Here is a 19,239-nt window from a genome sequence, read left to right on the forward strand (position 1 = left end):
CTCATCAAAGCGCCTGCAAATGATTATCAAAAGACATTTTATGGTGTCGCTGATCGCTGGTAATCATTCTATTTTGCTTATCGACACTTAGAGTTGTTAACTGCCCTTGCCCATCGCTAACAATAAAACCGCCTTGCTCGCCTACACTCACTGAGGCTCCAGCACAATCAAGCAAAGCAATCGAATCAATAAGCTCATAAGTGTTTAAGTCGTAGATAGCCGCGCAGCCCCCAATAGGTGTGGTTACACAAAGTAGATCACGCTCGCTATCGACCGCGACGCTTGCGATATATTGATGGAAACGCTGCCATTGATTATTTGGCATAGTTAGCGGGGTAAATTCAATATCACCGCGCTGATGCGTCAGCACTAATGGCACATTAATATGCTTCTCGCCTTGGAACTGAATTCCCATCATCACCGTACCATCATCATGCATAGCCAAGTGCCGAATACTCATCTGATTATGCTCAGGTGTTATTTGTTCTAGTAACTCTCCAGTATGACGCTTGAGATAAACTAAAGATGGACGCATGCTATCTAGATTCAGCTCCTCACGTGAGGCCTGTTCGGTTTTGATACCGCCATTAGCAACGATCAAAGTCTCGCTATCAGGGTGCATAATTAGCTCATGCGGACCAATGCCATGTGAGTCGAATTCAGCAATTTTTTGGTAGTTATTAATCGCATCGTATATACCAATTTTACCGTCTAAACTGACAGTATCGTTTTCGGTAATATATAGTTTCGTACCGTCCAAACTATAGCAAGCATGACCATAAAAATGGCGATCGGTGGCGGCTTTGATAGCATACTTTACTTGACCAGTAGCGGTATCTAGCACCCAGAACCTTTCACTAGGACGGCGACCCATGACCACGACATCGCGAGCTTCAGTTTTCTCACGACTGCTAAAAAGAGGCTGCACCACGATGTCATGCACGCGCTCGGGCATGGTCGTTTGCCAAACGATTTGCCGATCGGCATCGATACCGACTACCCCAAAATCATTCTCGTTATAATTGTCGTTACCGTCATTCGAGATCAAACGCTTGGGTATAGCCGCCACCCCGCTCACCCAGCAGACCGCACGCGGTAACATAGTAGTGGTATGACGCTCGGCTACCCCACTGACCTTACCCTGAATAACAGCAGCATTAACAACCGCATCATGAACACTATCTTCAGGGTAATTTTGATAAGCTAATTTAGCTTGTTGATAAGCGTGCTGTAGTCGTGGTAGTGGTGCTGATGAATTCAGCTTAGCGTTGATGCCAACCACGTAGTCTTGTAAACGAGCTTCTGGCTGTTGCTGCTTGCGGTAATAATGATGAATAGACACTAAAGCGACTGTGGCAGTCACAGTCGCTGATAGAGTACTTAAAAAAGCACTAGAAACATCGTTTGACGTTTTACTTTGCATCGATATTTTCTCGTATTTTTTATGGTCAGCCATCATAAGCCTTTGAGTCACCATTTATACAAACTATAATTTTCTTATCTAAACACCAAGAATAACTTTTTAATCACCATCGGTACTATTAAAGCCGACACGGATACCCAGCGTCGGAATTAATTGACGTTTGATAACTCGGGTAATCTCTGCCATTTGCTCAAGCAATTGCTGTTGCTCGGCTTTATCCGCTTGTGTGATATCTTCCGGCATTTGCGCTAGTAAGGTCGTCGTCTGAGCTAGTATAGTCGATAAATTATTACCGACGACGCTCTCCTGATTACTATTTAAGATAGCGCTCAGCACAGGATCTGTCAGTGCTTTGTTTAAGGTCGCAAGCTTAGCATTGATAATCGCGCGGCTTTGTCCAGCCGTAGCGGCAGGTACGTGACCTTTAGCTGTACCGGTGAGACCTAACGGCTGGTCAATAGCGCTCGATTTGGTGGTCTCAATCATTGATAGTAAAGAGTTAAACCATTGATTGAGGCCTTGGTCGCTATCTGCAGTTTTATCAATAGCGAGCAGCTCAGTCGCATTATTTTGCCAATTATTCTCAATTTCTGTTAGGCGCGCGCTTAGAGCATCGCTGGCACTCAATACATAAGCGCACTGCGCTGCATTTAAGCTCTCATTGGCATACAAGGCTTCTTCTAGACCAGGGACGCCTTGCACAATAGCACTCTCGTCAGCGAGCTGCTCTTTGGTGAGATTAGGATTGGCAGCGATAAGATCGGCGACGCCACTATGCACTAAGCCGCGCTCATCGGGGTAGTAGTTGATATATAAGTTACTCATGCTCTCACTTGCTGGGCCGAAGTTGATCATCTCAGCCTCTGCCCACGCTTGCGCTAACACTAACCACTGATCACGAAGCTGCTGTAATGCTTCACCGCTAACAGGAGCGCTTTTGCAATGCTTTTGGGCTAAATCATGCAAGATAGCACTTTGCTTAGCAGCATTAGCGTAAGCGGGAATGATAAGATCATCAGCGACATGAGTTAGATAGGTTTTTTCGGTCTCTACGCTAATATTTACAGGCACAATGGCAGCTGTAGCACTAGCATTTGCATCGGTTGTATCTGTAGTCGCGCTATTTTCTTCTACCACTTTTGGACTATCATTATCAGTCGCTTGCTTTTCATCAGCAGGCTTAACGCAGCTGATAAGTAGACCCGCGCTCAAAGCAGATAGAACCATTACTAAAGTAGGATTAGCTTTGTTTTTTTTCATATTTTTCTCGGTATATTTAGTTCAATTTACTGTATTTATTATCGACTATAGCGATTTTAAAAAGGCATTAAGTTCAGCTCGGCCTTGTTTATCGAGTTTCAGCACTTTTTGTTGTTGCGTTTGTGCCTCACCGCCATGCCACAGCACCGCCTCCATAAGTGTGCGCGCGCGCCCATCATGCAAAAATGTTGCTTGCGGATCGACAGTTTGTGCCAGACCTATGCCCCATAGCGCTGGAGTACGCCATTGATAAGAGTTGGCAAGGAATTCTACTTGTAAGTCCTTTGGTGGCAGCTTGCTGGCGATAGTACGATCGGCAAGATCATCGCCCATATCATGGAGTAATAAATCGGTATAAGGATAAATCACTTGTCCATGCTGCTCAAGATGATCATCGTCCGTTTTTGGTAGCTTATATCTGGGTGTATGACAGCTTTGACAACCCATCTCATAAAAGCGCTTTTTACCCGCTAGTACTAGCTCGCTATCAGCATCACGGCGATGCGGTACGGCTAAGTTGCGAGTATAAAACTCTACGAATTTTGCCACTTCATCACTGACTTCGACAGGCGATTTACCATCGCCTTGGTCATCAGCGCCAGTGGTGGCATTAAGACAGGCGGTTTGTAGCGGTGTACAAGACTCAGTAGGACGTATCCTTGAGGTGAGACCCATATCTTCATTAAAGGCGCTTTGGTTTTGCGTTAATAGCTTAGTTTGCCCTGCTTTCCAGCCGAAGCGACCTAGTGCCGTCTTGCCCGTTTGCGGATCCATAACCCAGTTAAAAGTGCCGCGAATACCATCGTTGTTTTTGTCCTCGCTATCGGCTTGTTTTTTGATATCTGCATCAGGGATTTGTTCGAGCAATCCTAGCCCTATCATAGGTAAAGCCACCCTTGGTGAGACCATTAGCTCATCATCAAAATCACCGTAGCCTGGATGGGTCAGCTTAAAGGTTGGCGCACGCAGAGTCTCGATATGACCATCGGCGAAAGTGACTGGTTTATCCGCCCAACTCACCGATACTCGCGCCTCAGCAGGCACGCCTTGAATACCGCGATCTTGCAGCTGACCGCCGTACATAGGATGAGCAACTTTTTCGATAAGGGATTGATCTAAAAGTTGCCGCTCCTCATCAGTAGTCGCTGGCATAGCTAAGCGTATCAGCAAACTATCGGCGTCATCTTCGCGAGTCATCGGCGCGTGACCGCGGCCATCTTTGACATGGCAAGACTGACAAGCGGCGACATTGAATAGCGCCCCAAGACCATCGCGGCTATCAGTGCTAGCAGGCGCTATCACCCAAGGCTGTTTAAAAAAAGCATTACCAATAAAAAAATCACCTTTACGTGAGGCGCTCAAATTAGATGACGGTTTTGAATAGCTCTCGCTACTGGTGATAGTGATACCGGTGTCACCGCCTTGCTTGATCTCTTGTGGGTCAAAAGTAGCCAGTGTCTGCATCGGTACACCAGCGATAGCTTCTATGGTTTGCGTGCGCTCAGCAGATAGCGCTGATTCTAGCTTTGATTCTTTGGTATTAGCGTCTTTATCTGAGACGCTATCAATAGGTTGGCAAGCATTCAAAACCATTACCGATACTAAGCTTATCGCTATTTTTAATACGGTTTGCTGAGATAAAGCATTAAGAGTGAGCCGTTTAAAGCGCAGAGACTGTACTGATCCAAGCTTAGAGGATGAGAGGATGACACTCATAGAGTTACCTTGTGTACTATTTATCTTTAGCAGGACAAGCTTACTGTGATATAGCTGATAAGCGTTTGATAGAAAAGAATAATAGAGATATTGGTAATACCTTTAATTATCTGATTGTCTAATTGTTTGATTAACAATTTCTTTAAAAAAAAACACGCTGCTAATAGTCATTAACAACGTGCTTGTTGTATCGTCAAAATATATAAAACAAGTATAGCAAAATCTTCTCTCTAAAACTGTGAGCCTGCATCCGCATCTAAATTATCGATACCGACGGCTTTGGCCGCGCTTTCAATACCAGCGGTCAGCTCTTGTAAGCTATTAATACCATTCTCAATCCAACCACGGCGCTTGTTTTGCTCTTCAGCAGTGACGCCCTGTTTAGTCGCTTGACCAACAGTAGCTATCATTTGATCGACTTTGATGCCTTCGTTTTCGCCTTTTTCAACTAATACATTAAAGGCGTCTTCTACGCGCTTAAAGTCAGCAGTGAGTTTGTCTGCTTCGGACTTATGACCTTTATCAATGAGGTACTGTTTGACACCATAACCACCAACTGATTTGCCAGCGACGGTTTTATAGCTACCATTGAAGACATTTTGGATACCACGAGCGTTATTGGCGTAGCTCAAATGAGTCAAATCACTGAAACACTCATGCTCATCTTCGGTGGAGCCAGTGACAAAGGCAACTTGCATGCGCTCAGAAGCCAGCTCACCAAGCGCTAAACTGCCCATCTGATACATGATTTGACGTAGTGCATTGTCGCCTCGGCGCTCTAGTAAATCACTGCGTAAAGTATTCTCGCTCTCAGGCTGCCATTCGGCTTCCATCGCACTCAAATCATCAACTAATAACTGAGTCGCTGCTTTTAGATACTCACCACGGCGCTCGCATACACTAGCATCGGCATTGACAGCATCACCGTTGGTACATTGACCCTCCGCAGTTAGATAGTCGCTAACAGGACGTATACCTTCTCCTTCGCCAACGCCATTGATATCTTGACCCCAGAGTAGAAACTCTATCGCATGATAGCCGGTAGTCACATTGGCTTCGCTACCACCAATTTCACTCAGCTCAGCAAGCAACTCAGGAGTAATGGTACTAGTATCTTGTTTGACACTCCCTACCGCGATGCTATCGCTATTAATAATATTGTCTTTGCTATTGTACTCGCCTTGATAGCTGTCGCTCACATAATCGATTAGCGCTTCATCAAGTGGCCAAGCATTGACTTGCCCTTCCCAGCTATCGACGCTACCTATTTCACGCTCATCATTAGCGCTGACAAAGCCCTCATCGAACCGAAAAATCTCCGTCTGCGAGTAAGGTTGACGTGCTGCTTTATAGGCCGCTTTTGCCGCTTCTAGGTTGTCCTCAGTTGGCGTCTCAACATAAGTATTTACTGCGTTTTGTAAGGTTTTTGCAGTCTCTAGCGAGTCTTTATAAGCGGCATGCGCCATATCTGCATAGCTGACAAGTAGTCTATCGATACCCGCTTGCTCTGTCGCTGCTTGTGAGCTAGTGGTCTCTGTCTGCGTCGTTTGCGCATCAGTCGCTACAGCTTCCTCATCGGTCTGCTTTGTGCAGCCCGATAGCAGCAATAAACCAGCTAGAGTCGCTGCTAAAGTTGTAGGCAGGATTCTACGGTTCGGCACAGTATTAATAGTCATGGGCATCCTTAGTAAGACCTAGTAAATATAAAATAATTCTGTTTGCGAATTATATTGTTATTGATAACTATTATCAACTATAAATTAGCTCGATTTTAATCTCCTCTTATGCTGCTCTCATACAAAGCCCATGTTCTTTAGAAATATTGTTTAAACAAAAAAAAGCCAGCGTGAGCTGACTTTTAAATAATGATTTTAACTGTATACGCTAGCCATGATATTAGCTATAGCTTTAGTTTATGGCTTAGTTAATGCTCTGTGGAGAGTTAATAGTTAACTCAACACGGCGGTTTTGCTGACGGCCATAATCAGTGTTGTTATTAGCGATTGGACGCGATTCGCCATAAGCCACTACATTGATACGGCTAGAAGATACGCCACGAGCGCTTAAATAGTTCGCTACTGAATACGCGCGATCTTTTGACAGACCCATGTTGTAAGAAGCAGCACCGCGACTATCTGTATGACCTGCGATGTTTACAGTAGTTTGGTTATATTGATTCATAGTAGATGCAAGTTTATCAAGCGTAGGCTTGAATGAAGGGCTTAGAGTCGCATCATCAAATCCAAAAGTAATGTTACCTGGCATGACTAAATCAATATTACCTGTCGTTGGATTTTGCTCAACAGTCACGCCAGTCCCTGCCATTTGCTGCTCAAGCTGCTTGGCTTGACGTTCCATGTAATAGCCCACGCCTGCCCCTAAAGCTGCACCGATAGCTGCGTCACGACCTGTTTTGTCGCCGCCTGTCGCTTTAGAAACTACCGCACCGCCTGCTGCACCGGCTAGAGTACCTAGAGCGGTTTTATTCAAACGCTGTTGCCCAGTATTTGGATCAGTAGTACAACCACTTAAGGCTAGACCTGAAGCTACTGCTGCAATCATAAGTTGGTTACGCATAATTGTTTCCTCTCAAATTAAATGAATAGTTATAATATAATATATAGTAGCACTTGAAAACGTTGCTATTTTATTCTGATAACTAGTGATTAAAAAGCTAGTTCAAACAGCTAAACTTTTCTGAAAGCTATATTCCTAGTTAATTATATTTTTACCTTATCCTTAAGCAAAAACCATAGCAATTACAAAAAATAGCTTACTAGTTATCAATAACAATCGATACTATTATGACCAGGCGGAGCTCTCTATGTGTAATATTTTGTCATACCTCTGTACAAGAACTGCATGAATTGTCTTTGATTGATTCCATTTATTACTGAACAAACCTAGATTCATCGCGTAGAGTCAATAAAATAATACAAACTTAATGACTTCTCGACTATTGGCATAGTTACCGATAGTAGTAATTGAGTCATTGTGCCGACAGTTTTTGTATTATTATTTACGTTTACACTCGTACACTCAGCGAAAAAACTGCTAGAATCGATGCTATTTTTTAATCATCGTCACTGAGTAGGCGCTACTTAAGAGCAGTAAGGATACTTTATGAAATTAGCAACACTAATGCAAAAGCTCCATCAGCGCACGCCAAAGCTTGGTAAAGCGATTTCTTTGACCACTGCTACTGGCGTGATTACTAGCACTAGTATGGCAGCAGGCTTACCAGTATGGTTTATGGGGGTCGCCAAAGTCATTACCGGCTCAAAGATAGCTGATAAGACAGTCATTAATGTGACCAATCGCTGGATCCATAGTAACAACGCGCTGATAGATAATATCCTACCTAAAAAAGATTGGCGTATCAGCCTGCCTAAGGATGTCAGCCCTGAGGGTAAGTATCTGCTGATTAGTAACCATCAGTCGTGGGTCGATACCAGCATTGTGCAGTATATTAGTGAAAACCGTTTGCCACTGACGCGCTTTTTTACCAAGTTTGAACTTATTTATATCCCAGTTATCGGTCAGGCCTTTTATTTTTTGGACTTTCCTATGATGCGCCGGCACTCTAAAGAGGCGATTGCCAAAAACCCAGCACTTAAAGGTAAAGACATTGAGGAGGCCAAACGCGCTTGCGCTTTGCTAAAAAACAAACCCTTCACCCTACTCAACTACATAGAAGGCACTCGCTTTACTCTAGCGAAGCGCGATGCCCAAAACGCTCCTTATACGCATTTGCTCAAGCCGCGTGCAGGAGGGCTATCACTTGCTATCAATGCTTTAGGAGATGAGATTGATGGGATATTGGATATGACCATTGTTTATCCCGATGGCATACCGACTTATAGTGATTTATGGAAAGGAAATATCAAGCGGTTAGGAGTCGATGTGCGCTATATCGACATACCCAAACAGCTACTGAGCGATATGCAAAGCGAGGATTATCAAACCAACACCGCGGTAAAAGAGCAGTTTTTTGCTTGGGTTGAGCAGGCTTGGCAGCAAAAAGATCAGCGAATTACTGATATGCTCGCCGATTTTGAAAAAAACCCTGAAAATGATTTTGTGTCTGCGGCGCAAACTACGCTAAACTCTTAATACATAACTTGCTTTGATTAGATTTTATAAGGCAATACTAAGTATTAACCATCGCAGATTTTATTCACTCACTACTTAACAAAAAGGGATAACTGTGTCCGCACTTCATAGCGCTGAAAAGCCAACTATAGACCCAAAGCTATCCCCAGATCGTCCCAAGCCCAATCGCTTCAAGCTGACTTACGATATCATCATGATTATCGTTATCAGTATCGATCTGTTTTTGATTAGTCTCGATGCTATCTTGATGAGTAGTTTTAGTAGTAATGTTGCAGGATGGCTGTCACTAACGGAAGCGCTGAGCTGGTATAAAGAAGTGCTGCACGACCCACTACGTACTTTGGGTGGATTTTTTACGCTGTTTTTGATTTTTGAGCTGCTAGTGCGCTGGGCTATTGCTATCAAAGAAAAGATCTATTATCGTTGGTTTTTCTTCCCCTTTGTTCACTGGTATGAAGTGCTTGGTTGTTTCCCGCAATTGCGGGCGCTGCGTTTGTTTCGAGTCGTGATTATCGGTCGTCGTCTCTATCAGCTTGGCTATCAAGTATTGCCTCAGCCTTGGTTGAATCGAATTAAGTTTTATATCGACTTAGTATTAGAAGAGTTGTCAGATCGGGTGATACTGACCGCTATTGACAACTATCGGCAACAGCTCACTAACCCGACTACCCAAAAATCACTTATCGAATCAAGCCTAGGCAGCAATCGCGATGATATCGAAGCGGTACTACTAGATTTGCTGCGCTCTGAGCTGGTACCACAGCTACGCAAAATTAATAACCAATCCACTGGTGAGGATATTATAGCCAAAGAGGTCGGTAATGCTATCCAAGACGGCATCGCCAATACTCCTGAGCTGCATCGTTTGCTACGTTTAATTCCTATCGCTGGCAGTCTTATCGAGTCGCAACTGCAAAGTATCGGGCACAATATTGGCGTCAATACAGCCGCTTCACTCAATGCGCGTCTGCTTGCTGATAAAAACCTAGATCCTCTCATGGTTGCTATTGCCAAAGGAGTGGCACAGCTTGATATTGACCATCCCGCTCTAAACACCCTGATAGCAAAAATTATCAGTGACAGTTTAGTCGCCTTTGAAGCACAAGTAAAAGTACAGCAATGGAAACATCAGGATATGCTGAGGTTTTGATGGGTACTTTTTTTATTAATGCTGTTTTTTATTAGTAGTTTCTTGATTGATACTTTTATAAAAATGCAGAAATGGGCGCTTTTATAGCAAGAATAATCGAATCTGTTGAACCTGCTAATTTTTATACGTAAAGGCTTGTTAATCTCTAGCTACCCTTAGTACACTGTCAGCTTAATAATAGTAAATGTCTGACAACTACCAAAAACGTCATTTTACTCTGTTACTCTTACCCTGTAGTGTTTTAAGCTTAGTCTTTTAAGGATTTATATAATGACCATGACGGATACTGATAGTCAAACGGCTGCTCCTGCTATGACTTTGTATGGCAAAATGCTGACGTTTTCGCGCTTACAACTACATACTAACGACTTGAGCCTGATTGACGCACAACTGGCTACTACGCTTAGTAATAAGACTAGTAATATACCCGTGATTATCGATAGTAGTGTCGAACAAGACTTGCCTGCTTTGGTTGAGTTTCTGTGGTCATGGGGTATACAGCCTATCGGCGTAGTCACTGGCATACTCGAAGAGCAAGCGCGCGCGCAGCGTCTGGCCATATTTCCTGCTGACGGTAAGCGTATTGAACGGATTTTACCTGTTAAAAAGCCCGTCATGCAGCCAGTAGCCGACAGCAGTGTTGAAGCTACTGATAATTCTAATAATAGCACTAGCAATGATGCAGATTCGGTAACACCTGATCCTCAAGCTAGTTACTCTATAACAGCGACAGACTCCGAATCTTGGCTGCCTACTGAACATATCACCAGTATGATTTATGATCAAATGCTACGCTCAGGTCAGAGCCTAAATCATGTTGGTGGCGACTTAATCTTGACAAATAGTATCAACAGTGGCGCTGAAGCTATCACTGATAATAGCTTACACGTGTATGGCCGTGCTCAAGGGCGCCTGGTCGCTGGGGCAACAGGCGACAAAGACGCTCGTATATTCTGCCAAGTATTTAACCCATCGTTAGTCTCGGTCGCCGGCACTTATTGTTTACGTGACAACCTACCACAAGATATCATCGACAAATCAGTGCAGGTGCGTTTTGTAGAAGGTGAAGGCTTAGTATTTACGGTTATGGATGGTGCCTAATTCCTACTGTCAGTAAGTGTTTAGAAGAGAGTATTGACTCATAAGAAATATAACGGTAATTTACAGTAACAAAATTGCGCTATCATAACCTTATTAATCCGCCATTATAGTTAGTTGTTTTTATATACTATTTATAAACATTGAATTAATATAGCTTAAAGGATAATAACGGTAGCAACTGTAACTCTCTATCGATTTATGTTAGGGTTACGAGCGCAGACTGTAAATAAATCTTAAGTTTCAAACATTATTAGTGGTTCCAATAACTGTAAGCGCGTGGCGAGTTAAAATTTATTCAATAGCTGTTTTATTAGGGTCTAGAGTGGACTCTAGCTTTCATTCATTCATAGGAGTGTGCCACTGTGGCAAAGATTGTTGTAATCACTTCAGGCAAAGGCGGTGTCGGCAAAACCACGACTAGCGCCTCTTTTTCCGCCGGTTTAGCATTACGTGGCTATAAGACAGTGGTCATTGATTTTGATGTCGGCCTGCGCAACTTAGACTTAATCATGGGCTGTGAAAACCGCATCGTTTATGACTTCGTTGATGTCATTAACGGTAACGCCCGCTTATCACAAGCTTTGGTCAAAGATAAGCAGCTTGAAAATTTATATATATTGCCTGCCAGTCAAACTCGTGACAAAGATGCGCTTACTGATGAAGGCGTCGCTGAGGTGATGGCTGAGCTGTCTAAACAATTTGATTATATTATCTGTGACTCTCCCGCCGGTATCGAGCGCGGAGCACAGTTAGCCATGTACTATGCCGATGAAGCCATCATCGTCACTAATCCTGAGATCTCATCAGTACGCGACTCTGATCGCATCATCGGTATATTGCAAAGTCGCACTAAGAAAGTTGAAGAGAATCAAGGAACAGTGCGCGAGCATCTTATCATCAGTCGCTATAACGCTGAACGTGCGGCGGCCAATGAAATGATGGACATTGATACTATCTCAAACGACATTCTAAAAGTGCCTTTACTTGGCGTTATTCCTGAGAGTCATTCTGTACTTGAAGCTTCTAACCACGGCGAGCCGGTCATTCACTACACCGATTCGGTAGCAGGTCAATGTTATGACGATATTGTTGCGCGCTTCTTAGGAGAAGAGCGACCACTACGTCATATTGATGTGAAGAAGAAGAGTTTATTACAGCGCTGGTTTGGGGGTTAAGGATGAGTAAAAAGAAAGGATTTTGGAGCAGTTTATTTGGCACAGAAGACAACCGCAATGCCGGCAGTGCTAATATGGCCACCGAACGATTAAAAGTAATCGTTGCTAGTGAAAACCGCTTAAATAGTCGGTTGACTACAGACCGTATCGAAAAAATGAAACGTGAAATACTAGAAGTGGTCAATAAATACGTCAATGGCGTTCAGATAGATGATGTCAATATCAATCACCGCTCTGAAGACAGCCTTGATGTCTTAGAGATGAATATTAATTTGCCTGAACACAAGCGCTGATCTTGTTAGCTGACTTACTCTAAGCATTCTGTAAATAGCGATAACAGCGCTAACAATAAAGCCCTAAATACAAGTATTTAGGGCTTTATTGTTAGCGCTGTTTTTATCAATTTTTAAGTTTATTAATTCTAGACTTATCATCCTTTCGGTTCTCTGTTAGCGTTGTTACTGTCATCACTCTACATAGATTAAATAAAATAGACGATACTTTCAAAAGACTTACTGGCTGACAATGACTAGCTGATGCGCGATTTTGTCTAGATCTGGTACGATATAGGCCGTCTCTTCAATGACAATCGCTTGAAACAAATAAGAGGTGATTGATTCTTCACTTACCTCCCCATCTTTTGCTTCTGCGCTTTTATCCATGACGCTATCTTCTACATACTCTGTGGGTAACTCGCTATCTTGAACCTCGGAGATACTGACTTCAATACGGCGTAGCTCACCTCTGATATATAAAGCTAAACGCTCCTGTACCGTATTACCTTCCAATATAACCACCTTATCTGGCACTTGATCTTTAGCGAGCAAATGAAATACCGCAACTGACTGCTGCTGCCAAGCATAAGTCTCAACAGACTCCTCGCTGCTGCTCTGAGCTGCATCACTATGATCCTCATTATAATCTACGCTATCTAGTATCAGTGAGCTTGGTACGATCCAGTCTGGTTGATTCATCGCCGGGATAATAGTAGCTTCAAGCATACCGTTAGCGGCAGTCAATAGACTAACCGCTTCGAAGGAATGTTTCTTTATCTGACTCATACATCACTCACAGTAGATAGGTTACTTAATAAGCGTCAAATTAAGCCTTTGGAGGCTTAACAAAGGCTCTGGTTTTCTTCAGTTATTATCGCTAATTATCAGTCGTTAAAGCTGTAGATATAAGCCTTATACCTGTTGCTTGTCATCGATTTTTATATTTAGCAATGTCTGAATTTTTTCTAGTAGCTCGCTTTCTTGGAAAGGCTTACCCATATAGTCATTAACGCCAGCCTCGAACGCTCGCGTGCGATGCTTGTCACCAGTACGCGAGGTAATCATGATAATAGGAATCTGCTGCAAACGCTGATTATTGCGGACTTGGGTCGCCACCTCAAAGCCATCCATGCGCGGCATCTCGATATCGAGCAATATCAGATCAGGCGTAGACTGTTGCAGAATCTCCATAGCATCGACCCCGTCTTTGGCGACTACAGCGCTTAGACCTTGGCGCTCTAAGAATCGAGAAGTCACCTTACGTACCGTTACAGAGTCATCGACTACTAAGACAGTCGCTTTGCGCTCTGCCGCCTCGAGATCAGCCTTTGGCTTAGCAGCTTTAGTTGTCGTCACTGTTTTAATATTCGATTGACGTAACAATGCAATAATATCTAATATCAGCATGACTGAGCCATTACCCATAATAGTAGCGGCTGAGATTCCTGCTAAGTGCGACAGCTGTTGACCCATAGGTTTAACCACCACCTCGATACGGGAGCCGGCAATCTGATCGACTTGTAAGGCTAAATTCTGACCTGAGCTATTTTTTACGATGATCACCGGTAAGCTAGTGTTAGTGTTCATCATCAGCTCATTGAACTGACTACCTGATATTAGCTCATTGAGATAGCGAACACGGTAGTCTTTATCTTCAATCTGCATGGTGTCTTTAGCGGAGTGATAATAGTCGTATAGCACTTCTGGATTAACCCGGACTACCCTCTCGATTTGAATCAGCGGGATAGCATAGTAGCGATCCGCTGCTCGGACGACTAAGGCATCAGAGACCGCTACCGTCAATGGTATGCGCATAGTGAAGCGTGTGCCCGCGCCGGTCTCAGAGCTAACAGAGACGGCTCCACCTAACTGGCGAATTTCGCTGGCGACTACATCCATGCCGACCCCGCGCCCAGAGATTTGAGTGACTTGTTTTGAGGTCGTTACCCCAGCATTGAAGACGTACTGCATAATCTCTAGATCAGTATATTGATACTCGCTTGGGTTGATTAAACCCTCTAAGACTGCTTTTTCGCGAACCTCATTAACGTCGATACCGCGGCCATCATCGGTGAGATGAATAACCACCTCGCTACCTTCACGTAATACCTCTAGGGTAATATGACCGCTACGATCTTTACCTGTCGCTAAGCGCTCTTGTGGGCTCTCAATGCCATGATCCACCGCGTTACGTAGCATGTGCTCTAAAGGCGAGGTAATACGTTCTAAGATGGTTCTATCTAGCTCATCATCCGCAGTAATAATCGATAGGTCTACCGACTTATTCAGCTCATTTGCAGTTTGCCTTACAATTAAATCTAAGCGTGGTTTTAAGCGTAGGAACGGCACCATTCGCGAGTTCATAAGACTATCTTGCAGCTCAGTTTGGGTACGAGATAATTGCAGCAGCAAGTTTTCGTTATCTCGGGTTTTTTCGAGCAATGTATTATTAATATCGATTAAATCTGAAGCGGACTCTGACAATGATTTTGATAACTGATTGAGTGAGGAGTACTGATCCATCTCGAGTGGGTCAAAATCCTCAGACTGGATTAACTCTTCATCAATTTGCGATAAGATCTGTGCCTCAAGCTCAATCTCCATACGGCGCAGCTGATCAGCTAAACGCTGGACCGTAGCGCTCATCTCGCCGATACTTCCAGTCAGGCTGCTCATACCCATATCGATACGTGCGCGGTTGATGGCAGACTCCCCTGATAGGTTAATCATATGCTCAACTAGACTACCAGAGATACGGATCATCTCATCACTACTATCCATACTACGCTCAGGCTCAGCAAAGCTACCGGACATAGCAGGCATCTGACTGATATCTATGTCGCCGCGTACCTCTCGCTGCTTGGCTTGCACGGCTAATATCGCGCTAATTTCTGTCTGTAACGACTCGGCGGGTATATGCCTAGAGGACAGTGTGTCTTTACTAAAGTCTTGTAACGCGTCAATCAGCGCCGTTGGCATAGGAGGATTGACGTGATGTTTGAGGATAAATACCGCATCTTTTAGCCAATCATGACAGCTAATCAACAGCTCAGAGATAACCTTGGTCGCTGGACGACGCCCAATCGCTAAAGACTCATAGACGCTTTCCATCTGATGCGCAAGATCAGCGATACCATTGGCCGCTACCATACGCGCGCCACCTTTGATGGTGTGCAAGTCTCGCTGTAGGGTCTGTACGGCTGCCACATCACTAGTGTTATTTAAGAATAATTGCAGATATTTTTGACTGTTTTCGACCAGCTCTTCTGCCTCTTCTAAGAAAACCTCCAAAATATCAGCATCAGGTAAGCCCTTTGACCAAGACTTGACTATTAACGACTCTAAGCTGATAGACTCAGCGGCGGTGGTTGGATCTACCTGTTCCTCACTGTCAGGCGTTGTCGTCTGCGCAGGATTCTTGAGAATCGGTAGTTTTAGAGTAACTGTTTGCGGTAGCACGCTATGTTGCTCAAACTCATTTAGCTGCTCGATGAGCTCACGAGTCCAAAATGACTGCTGATAACGCGCGACGTATTCGAGCTGCAATGACAGGGTATCTTGTATCATTTGCATGACATTGACCCATTGTAGCGTCGCTGCTACTTTATCAGTGATAAATGCTTCATAGATACTTTCAGCAGCGTGCGTCAGATCGCCAATACTACGGATACCCGCCATCCGTGCGCCGCCTTTTATGGTGTGCAAATGACGCTGCAGTACTTTTAGCGTGCTAATATCAGTGACGTCTTGACGCCATTGATTAAAGGTTTGGGCAATAGCGCTATCAAGCTCCTGCGCCTCTTCTAAAAAGATTTCCAATAGTTCGACGTCGGTATTGACTGCCTCTAATTGTAACTCTTCCACCGAGATGCTTTCGACGACAGGTTGTACATCCAAAGTCTCACTTGCTGCTGATAACCGCGCTTTATTATCAGTAAAATTCTCGCTAGTAGCGGCGATATCACCGGCATGATGCTGACGATGGCCACTGATAGCAGCTTGTAAGTCATCGAGTATTGAGTGATTCACCTTAAACGACATACGGCCCGCAAGCGAATCAAATAAAGCCACTAAATGAGTATGAGCGGCTAATAATGCAGCTTGAATATGGGTATCATTACTCGCTTGGGGTGAGCTAGTAAGATAGCTATAACTGGCGGCTAGCGCGGTTAGTATCGCTGTAAATTTTGGCGACTCCGAGGTACGGTTTGCTAAGCGTGCAATCTGCTGTGCTATTTGCTCGATATAAGCCTTAAGCGGTTCTATGCTAAGCTCAGTGAATGCCTCTTCTAATTGCCATTCCGCATCTAACAAAGTATCAATATCTAGTGCTAGTAGCTGCTCTATGCTCAACTCGTTATCGGTTTGTGTGCTTGGCTCTTCTGAGATATCTAGCATCGCTTGTAGAGACTCTACATCTTGCTTACTTTGGCTAGTCGCTGCCGAAGAATGCTGCTGAATATTTTCCTCATAAGCCTGTAGATAACCTTTAATTAGCGCTACCGACTGCGCTAATGCCTCTATATGCTGAGCATTGAGCGGGGTGTCATGCTGCTGCAAATGCTCTAAGCTTTTTTCAATAGTTGCACTAACGTCACTAATGGCTGCTAATGCGTTAGAACCCGAAGCGGCACGCAGCGTATGAAAAGCCCTAACGATCTCTTCACTTACCTGTACGCGCGGCTGGTGTTGATGAGTGCTGATAAAGTCATCAATTTGCTGCAATAACTCTTTAGCTTCTTCTACAAATATATCCAATATTTCGCGCTCTTCGCTGCTTTGTGCCGCTATAACGATAGGCGTTTCGGTCATCATATCGTTGATAGAGTGGATGTTTTTTAACATCGTCTCAGCGCTACTGACCTCATGAATAGCCAGCTTATCTTGAATATTCTTATCATCAATATCATTCATAACAACAGGGCCGTCTACCGCCGCGACCTCATCAGTAGCAGTATTGTCTATAGCTGCAGCGCTTGTCGCTGACACTCCTTTAGAAGATAGCGCACTATAACTGAACTCATCGCCCAACTGCTGACTATAAGCGTTTGCAGCAGCGATCCATAGTGGCACCATAGCCGGATATTCCTGTTTGCCTTCCGCAAAAGTGTTAATGATCTCAGGATAAGCAGCTAAGACATCAGCAACCAACTGCTTCATATCTTTCGATGGTGTCAGACTCTTATCTAAGAATCGATTAAGCATAGACTCTAATGCCCAAGCAAGCTCAGCGCTGTAGTTAGCACCTACCATGCGACCTGAGCCTTTTAGAGTATGAAAACCGCGTCTAATATCAGTTAAGCTAGCGATATTTGTATCGTCTAGTTGCCAATTATCATAAAGTGGCACAATCTCCTCTAAGACCTCATAGGCTTCCTCTATAAAAATCTCTTTGATATCGGGGTCAGCGTCATCAGCGTCCGCAGGCAACTGTTTTGTTTTTTCTACAAAAGGCAGAAGCACAGCCGGTATCTCTATCGCCGCAGTCTGGTCAGCCTCGGTGGTTACTGGTTGCTGTGATTGAAATTGCAGCTCTGACTCAAGAGCAGATGACTCTGTCACATTGGCTTCGTTAAGCTCATCTTGCGCTTCCATACCATGAGATAACGGCAAGCCGGCAAGTAAGTTATGGCTTTGCAAAATAATCAAAGCAGGATCGAATTGCGGCGGCTGAGCGGCGCTAAAGTTAGCAATCAAAGTCGGTAGCTGCTCTACCACCTGCGCCACTAAGCTGACGACCTCATCGTTCACTGGCAAAGACTGGTCTAGTAGATGAATCAGTAGATTTTCGATAGCATACGCCGTCTCACTGATGCTAAAAGCGCCAATCATCCGTCCTGAGCCTTTGAGGGTGTAAAAGTTATAATGTATCGCTGTTAATGGCGTCAAGTCATCGATATCTTGTTGCCAAACAGGTAATAAGCTCGTTAACTCCGCCACACTTTCTGTGGCCTCCTCGATAAAGATCTGGCGGATCTCTTCATTCATATCGAAAACATCAGGCTGCACTTGCGCTCTTGCCATTTGCCAAGCTGTCAAGGCTACTGAATCATCGTCGTCGAAGCGGTCCTGATTAGCATTTGTAACATCAGTATTAGCAAAACTAATATCAGCGTCATCGCTCTTAGCGTTATGCATCATCGTCATTTGCTCGGACAACTTGTCAATCAGTGCGCGCGATGAGTCATCTAGTGTGGCAAGAGAACTTATATTAATATAAACCGTCACCAATAGCTTATCGAGTAAAGCATCAAAAGAGCGATTGTCTAAGCTTTCTATTGCGCTAGTGCCTTTCTTTTTCGCATTCTCTTGCTGGGCGGCAGTCTGCTGATAGCTCGTCTCAAGCAGCTGATCTAATCCTGATAATAGTGGCACGTAGTCTTGTGGTAAGGGCACTTGGTTGTTAGTTAAATTATGTAGCCAAAGCTCCGTTAAATACCATAAGCGCTGCTGTTTACTATGATGCTCTTGAGACAAGTCCACACCTTGCCATAAGTAATGACAAGCTTTTGCGAGCGCGGCTAAGGCTGCAGGCTCGTTGGTGTTGGTATTTAATAGTTGCTGTACTTGCTGACGCCATCCGGTCAACAACTGCTGATAGTGTTTCGGCTTTAGAGGTTCAGTTGGCGAGTATTTAGGGAGATAGTTAGGCGCATTAGCCTCAGTCAAAAAAGAGCTGATCGTCTTATAAAATTGGGTGATTTGCTCAGCAGTAGCATCCGTGCTGCTCTGCCAGCCATCAGACAGCTGTGATAATTGCTCTTTTGACAAAGGCAGCAATGATCCTAGCGCCGCGATATCATTAGGCTGGTTTTTCATAAGGTGGTCCCAAATCGTTTATATTGCGAGTCTTATCAAGTATTGACTTGCTGACAGCGGCGAAGCCACAAAGATTGGTTATCACACTATGATTATAATGACCAAAGTCGTTATAATCATAGCTCGATAACGATAGATTGTGACTCATCCCTGATCCTGAGCAGTGGTCTAGCTAGCAAATGCTTGTAGTGCCATTTAACATCAATA

General features: G+C 44.1%; 13 protein-coding genes. 5 read left to right on the forward strand and 8 right to left on the reverse strand.

Annotated features, from left to right (window positions below; translation table 11 throughout):
• Window positions 1–4 precede the first annotated feature (4 nt).
• From ACTXGJ_RS03965 to ACTXGJ_RS03985, 5 genes are all read right to left on the reverse strand, one after another.
• Window positions 5–1,456 carry a DUF1513 domain-containing protein gene (locus ACTXGJ_RS03965; protein ID WP_443565193.1) on the reverse strand — a complete coding sequence of 484 codons (1,452 nt, stop codon included), beginning with the start codon at window positions 1,454–1,456 and terminating at the stop codon, window positions 5–7.
• A gap of 66 nt (window positions 1,457–1,522) precedes the next feature.
• A complete protein-coding gene (locus ACTXGJ_RS03970; protein ID WP_443565195.1) occupies window positions 1,523–2,683 on the reverse strand; it encodes an imelysin family protein in 1,161 nt (386 codons plus the stop codon).
• A gap of 45 nt (window positions 2,684–2,728) precedes the next feature.
• Window positions 2,729–4,276, reverse strand: a complete 1,548-nt coding sequence (locus ACTXGJ_RS03975) for a di-heme oxidoreductase family protein (RefSeq protein WP_439241939.1) — start codon at window positions 4,274–4,276, stop codon at window positions 2,729–2,731.
• Window positions 4,277–4,629: 353 nt separating this feature from the next.
• Entirely contained in the window at window positions 4,630–6,075 is a 1,446-nt protein-coding gene (locus ACTXGJ_RS03980; protein ID WP_439241710.1) for an imelysin family protein, read from the reverse strand.
• Between the two features lie 244 nt (window positions 6,076–6,319).
• Window positions 6,320–6,976: an OmpA family protein gene (locus tag ACTXGJ_RS03985; RefSeq protein WP_439241712.1), complete on the reverse strand. Its 657-nt coding sequence runs from the start codon at window positions 6,974–6,976 to the stop codon at window positions 6,320–6,322.
• A gap of 546 nt (window positions 6,977–7,522) precedes the next feature.
• On the opposite strand from ACTXGJ_RS03985, the gene ACTXGJ_RS03990 reads away from it, so the two are divergent.
• The 5 genes from ACTXGJ_RS03990 (at window position 7,523) to minE (ending at window position 12,231) form a co-directional block, all read left to right on the forward strand.
• The gene (locus ACTXGJ_RS03990; protein ID WP_439241714.1) at window positions 7,523–8,512 is read left to right on the forward strand and encodes an acyltransferase; all 990 of its coding nucleotides are present in this window, start codon (window positions 7,523–7,525) and stop codon (window positions 8,510–8,512) included.
• Window positions 8,513–8,606: 94 nt separating this feature from the next.
• The gene (locus tag ACTXGJ_RS03995) at window positions 8,607–9,662 is read left to right on the forward strand and encodes a hypothetical protein (RefSeq protein WP_439241716.1); all 1,056 of its coding nucleotides are present in this window, start codon (window positions 8,607–8,609) and stop codon (window positions 9,660–9,662) included.
• Between the two features lie 270 nt (window positions 9,663–9,932).
• Complete coding sequence (minC, locus tag ACTXGJ_RS04000) at window positions 9,933–10,763, forward strand: septum site-determining protein MinC (RefSeq protein WP_443565196.1); 831 nt, start codon at window positions 9,933–9,935, stop codon at window positions 10,761–10,763.
• 362 nt (window positions 10,764–11,125) lie between these two features.
• Window positions 11,126–11,938, forward strand: a complete 813-nt coding sequence (gene minD / locus ACTXGJ_RS04005; protein ID WP_439241720.1) for a septum site-determining protein MinD — start codon at window positions 11,126–11,128, stop codon at window positions 11,936–11,938.
• Between the two features lie 2 nt (window positions 11,939–11,940).
• The gene (minE, locus tag ACTXGJ_RS04010; protein WP_439241722.1) at window positions 11,941–12,231 is read left to right on the forward strand and encodes a cell division topological specificity factor MinE; all 291 of its coding nucleotides are present in this window, start codon (window positions 11,941–11,943) and stop codon (window positions 12,229–12,231) included.
• 219 nt (window positions 12,232–12,450) lie between these two features.
• Here minE and ACTXGJ_RS04015 read toward each other — a convergent pair whose 3' ends face one another.
• The 3 genes from ACTXGJ_RS04015 to ACTXGJ_RS04025 all read right to left on the reverse strand — a co-directional run bounded on the left by ACTXGJ_RS04015 (window position 12,451) and on the right by ACTXGJ_RS04025 (window position 19,180).
• The gene (locus ACTXGJ_RS04015) at window positions 12,451–12,999 is read right to left on the reverse strand and encodes a hypothetical protein (protein WP_443565197.1); all 549 of its coding nucleotides are present in this window, start codon (window positions 12,997–12,999) and stop codon (window positions 12,451–12,453) included.
• A gap of 126 nt (window positions 13,000–13,125) precedes the next feature.
• Window positions 13,126–19,032, reverse strand: a complete 5,907-nt coding sequence (locus ACTXGJ_RS04020; RefSeq protein WP_443565198.1) for an Hpt domain-containing protein — start codon at window positions 19,030–19,032, stop codon at window positions 13,126–13,128.
• The gene (locus ACTXGJ_RS04025; RefSeq protein WP_439241728.1) at window positions 19,016–19,180 is read right to left on the reverse strand and encodes a hypothetical protein; all 165 of its coding nucleotides are present in this window, start codon (window positions 19,178–19,180) and stop codon (window positions 19,016–19,018) included. Before ACTXGJ_RS04025 ends, ACTXGJ_RS04020 begins: the two co-directional genes overlap by 17 nt.
• Window positions 19,181–19,239: the final 59 nt, after the last annotated feature.

Origin of the sequence: Psychrobacter sp. 1Y11 (genome assembly GCF_052259045.1) — a bacterium.
In the GTDB taxonomy this organism is placed as follows: Bacteria; Pseudomonadota; Gammaproteobacteria; order Pseudomonadales; family Moraxellaceae; genus Psychrobacter.

What these genes read in the sequence shown, in the direction of transcription:
- ACTXGJ_RS03975 (WP_439241939.1), bottom strand. Translation starts at nt 4,276, where the DNA reads ATGGTTTTGAATGCTTGCCAACCTATTGATAGCGTCTCAGATAAAGAC.
- ACTXGJ_RS03990 (WP_439241714.1), top strand. Translation starts at nt 7,523, where the DNA reads ATGAAATTAGCAACACTAATGCAAAAGCTCCATCAGCGCACGCCAAAG.
- ACTXGJ_RS04015 (WP_443565197.1), bottom strand. Translation starts at nt 12,999, where the DNA reads ATGAGTCAGATAAAGAAACATTCCTTCGAAGCGGTTAGTCTATTGACT.
- ACTXGJ_RS04020 (WP_443565198.1), bottom strand. Translation starts at nt 19,032, where the DNA reads ATGAAAAACCAGCCTAATGATATCGCGGCGCTAGGATCATTGCTGCCT.
- minC (WP_443565196.1), top strand. Translation starts at nt 9,933, where the DNA reads ATGACCATGACGGATACTGATAGTCAAACGGCTGCTCCTGCTATGACT.
- ACTXGJ_RS03965 (WP_443565193.1), bottom strand. Translation starts at nt 1,456, where the DNA reads ATGGCTGACCATAAAAAATACGAGAAAATATCGATGCAAAGTAAAACG.
- ACTXGJ_RS03970 (WP_443565195.1), bottom strand. Translation starts at nt 2,683, where the DNA reads ATGAAAAAAAACAAAGCTAATCCTACTTTAGTAATGGTTCTATCTGCT.
- minE (WP_439241722.1), top strand. Translation starts at nt 11,941, where the DNA reads ATGAGTAAAAAGAAAGGATTTTGGAGCAGTTTATTTGGCACAGAAGAC.
- ACTXGJ_RS04025 (WP_439241728.1), bottom strand. Translation starts at nt 19,180, where the DNA reads ATGAGTCACAATCTATCGTTATCGAGCTATGATTATAACGACTTTGGT.
- ACTXGJ_RS03980 (WP_439241710.1), bottom strand. Translation starts at nt 6,075, where the DNA reads ATGACTATTAATACTGTGCCGAACCGTAGAATCCTGCCTACAACTTTA.
- ACTXGJ_RS03985 (WP_439241712.1), bottom strand. Translation starts at nt 6,976, where the DNA reads ATGCGTAACCAACTTATGATTGCAGCAGTAGCTTCAGGTCTAGCCTTA.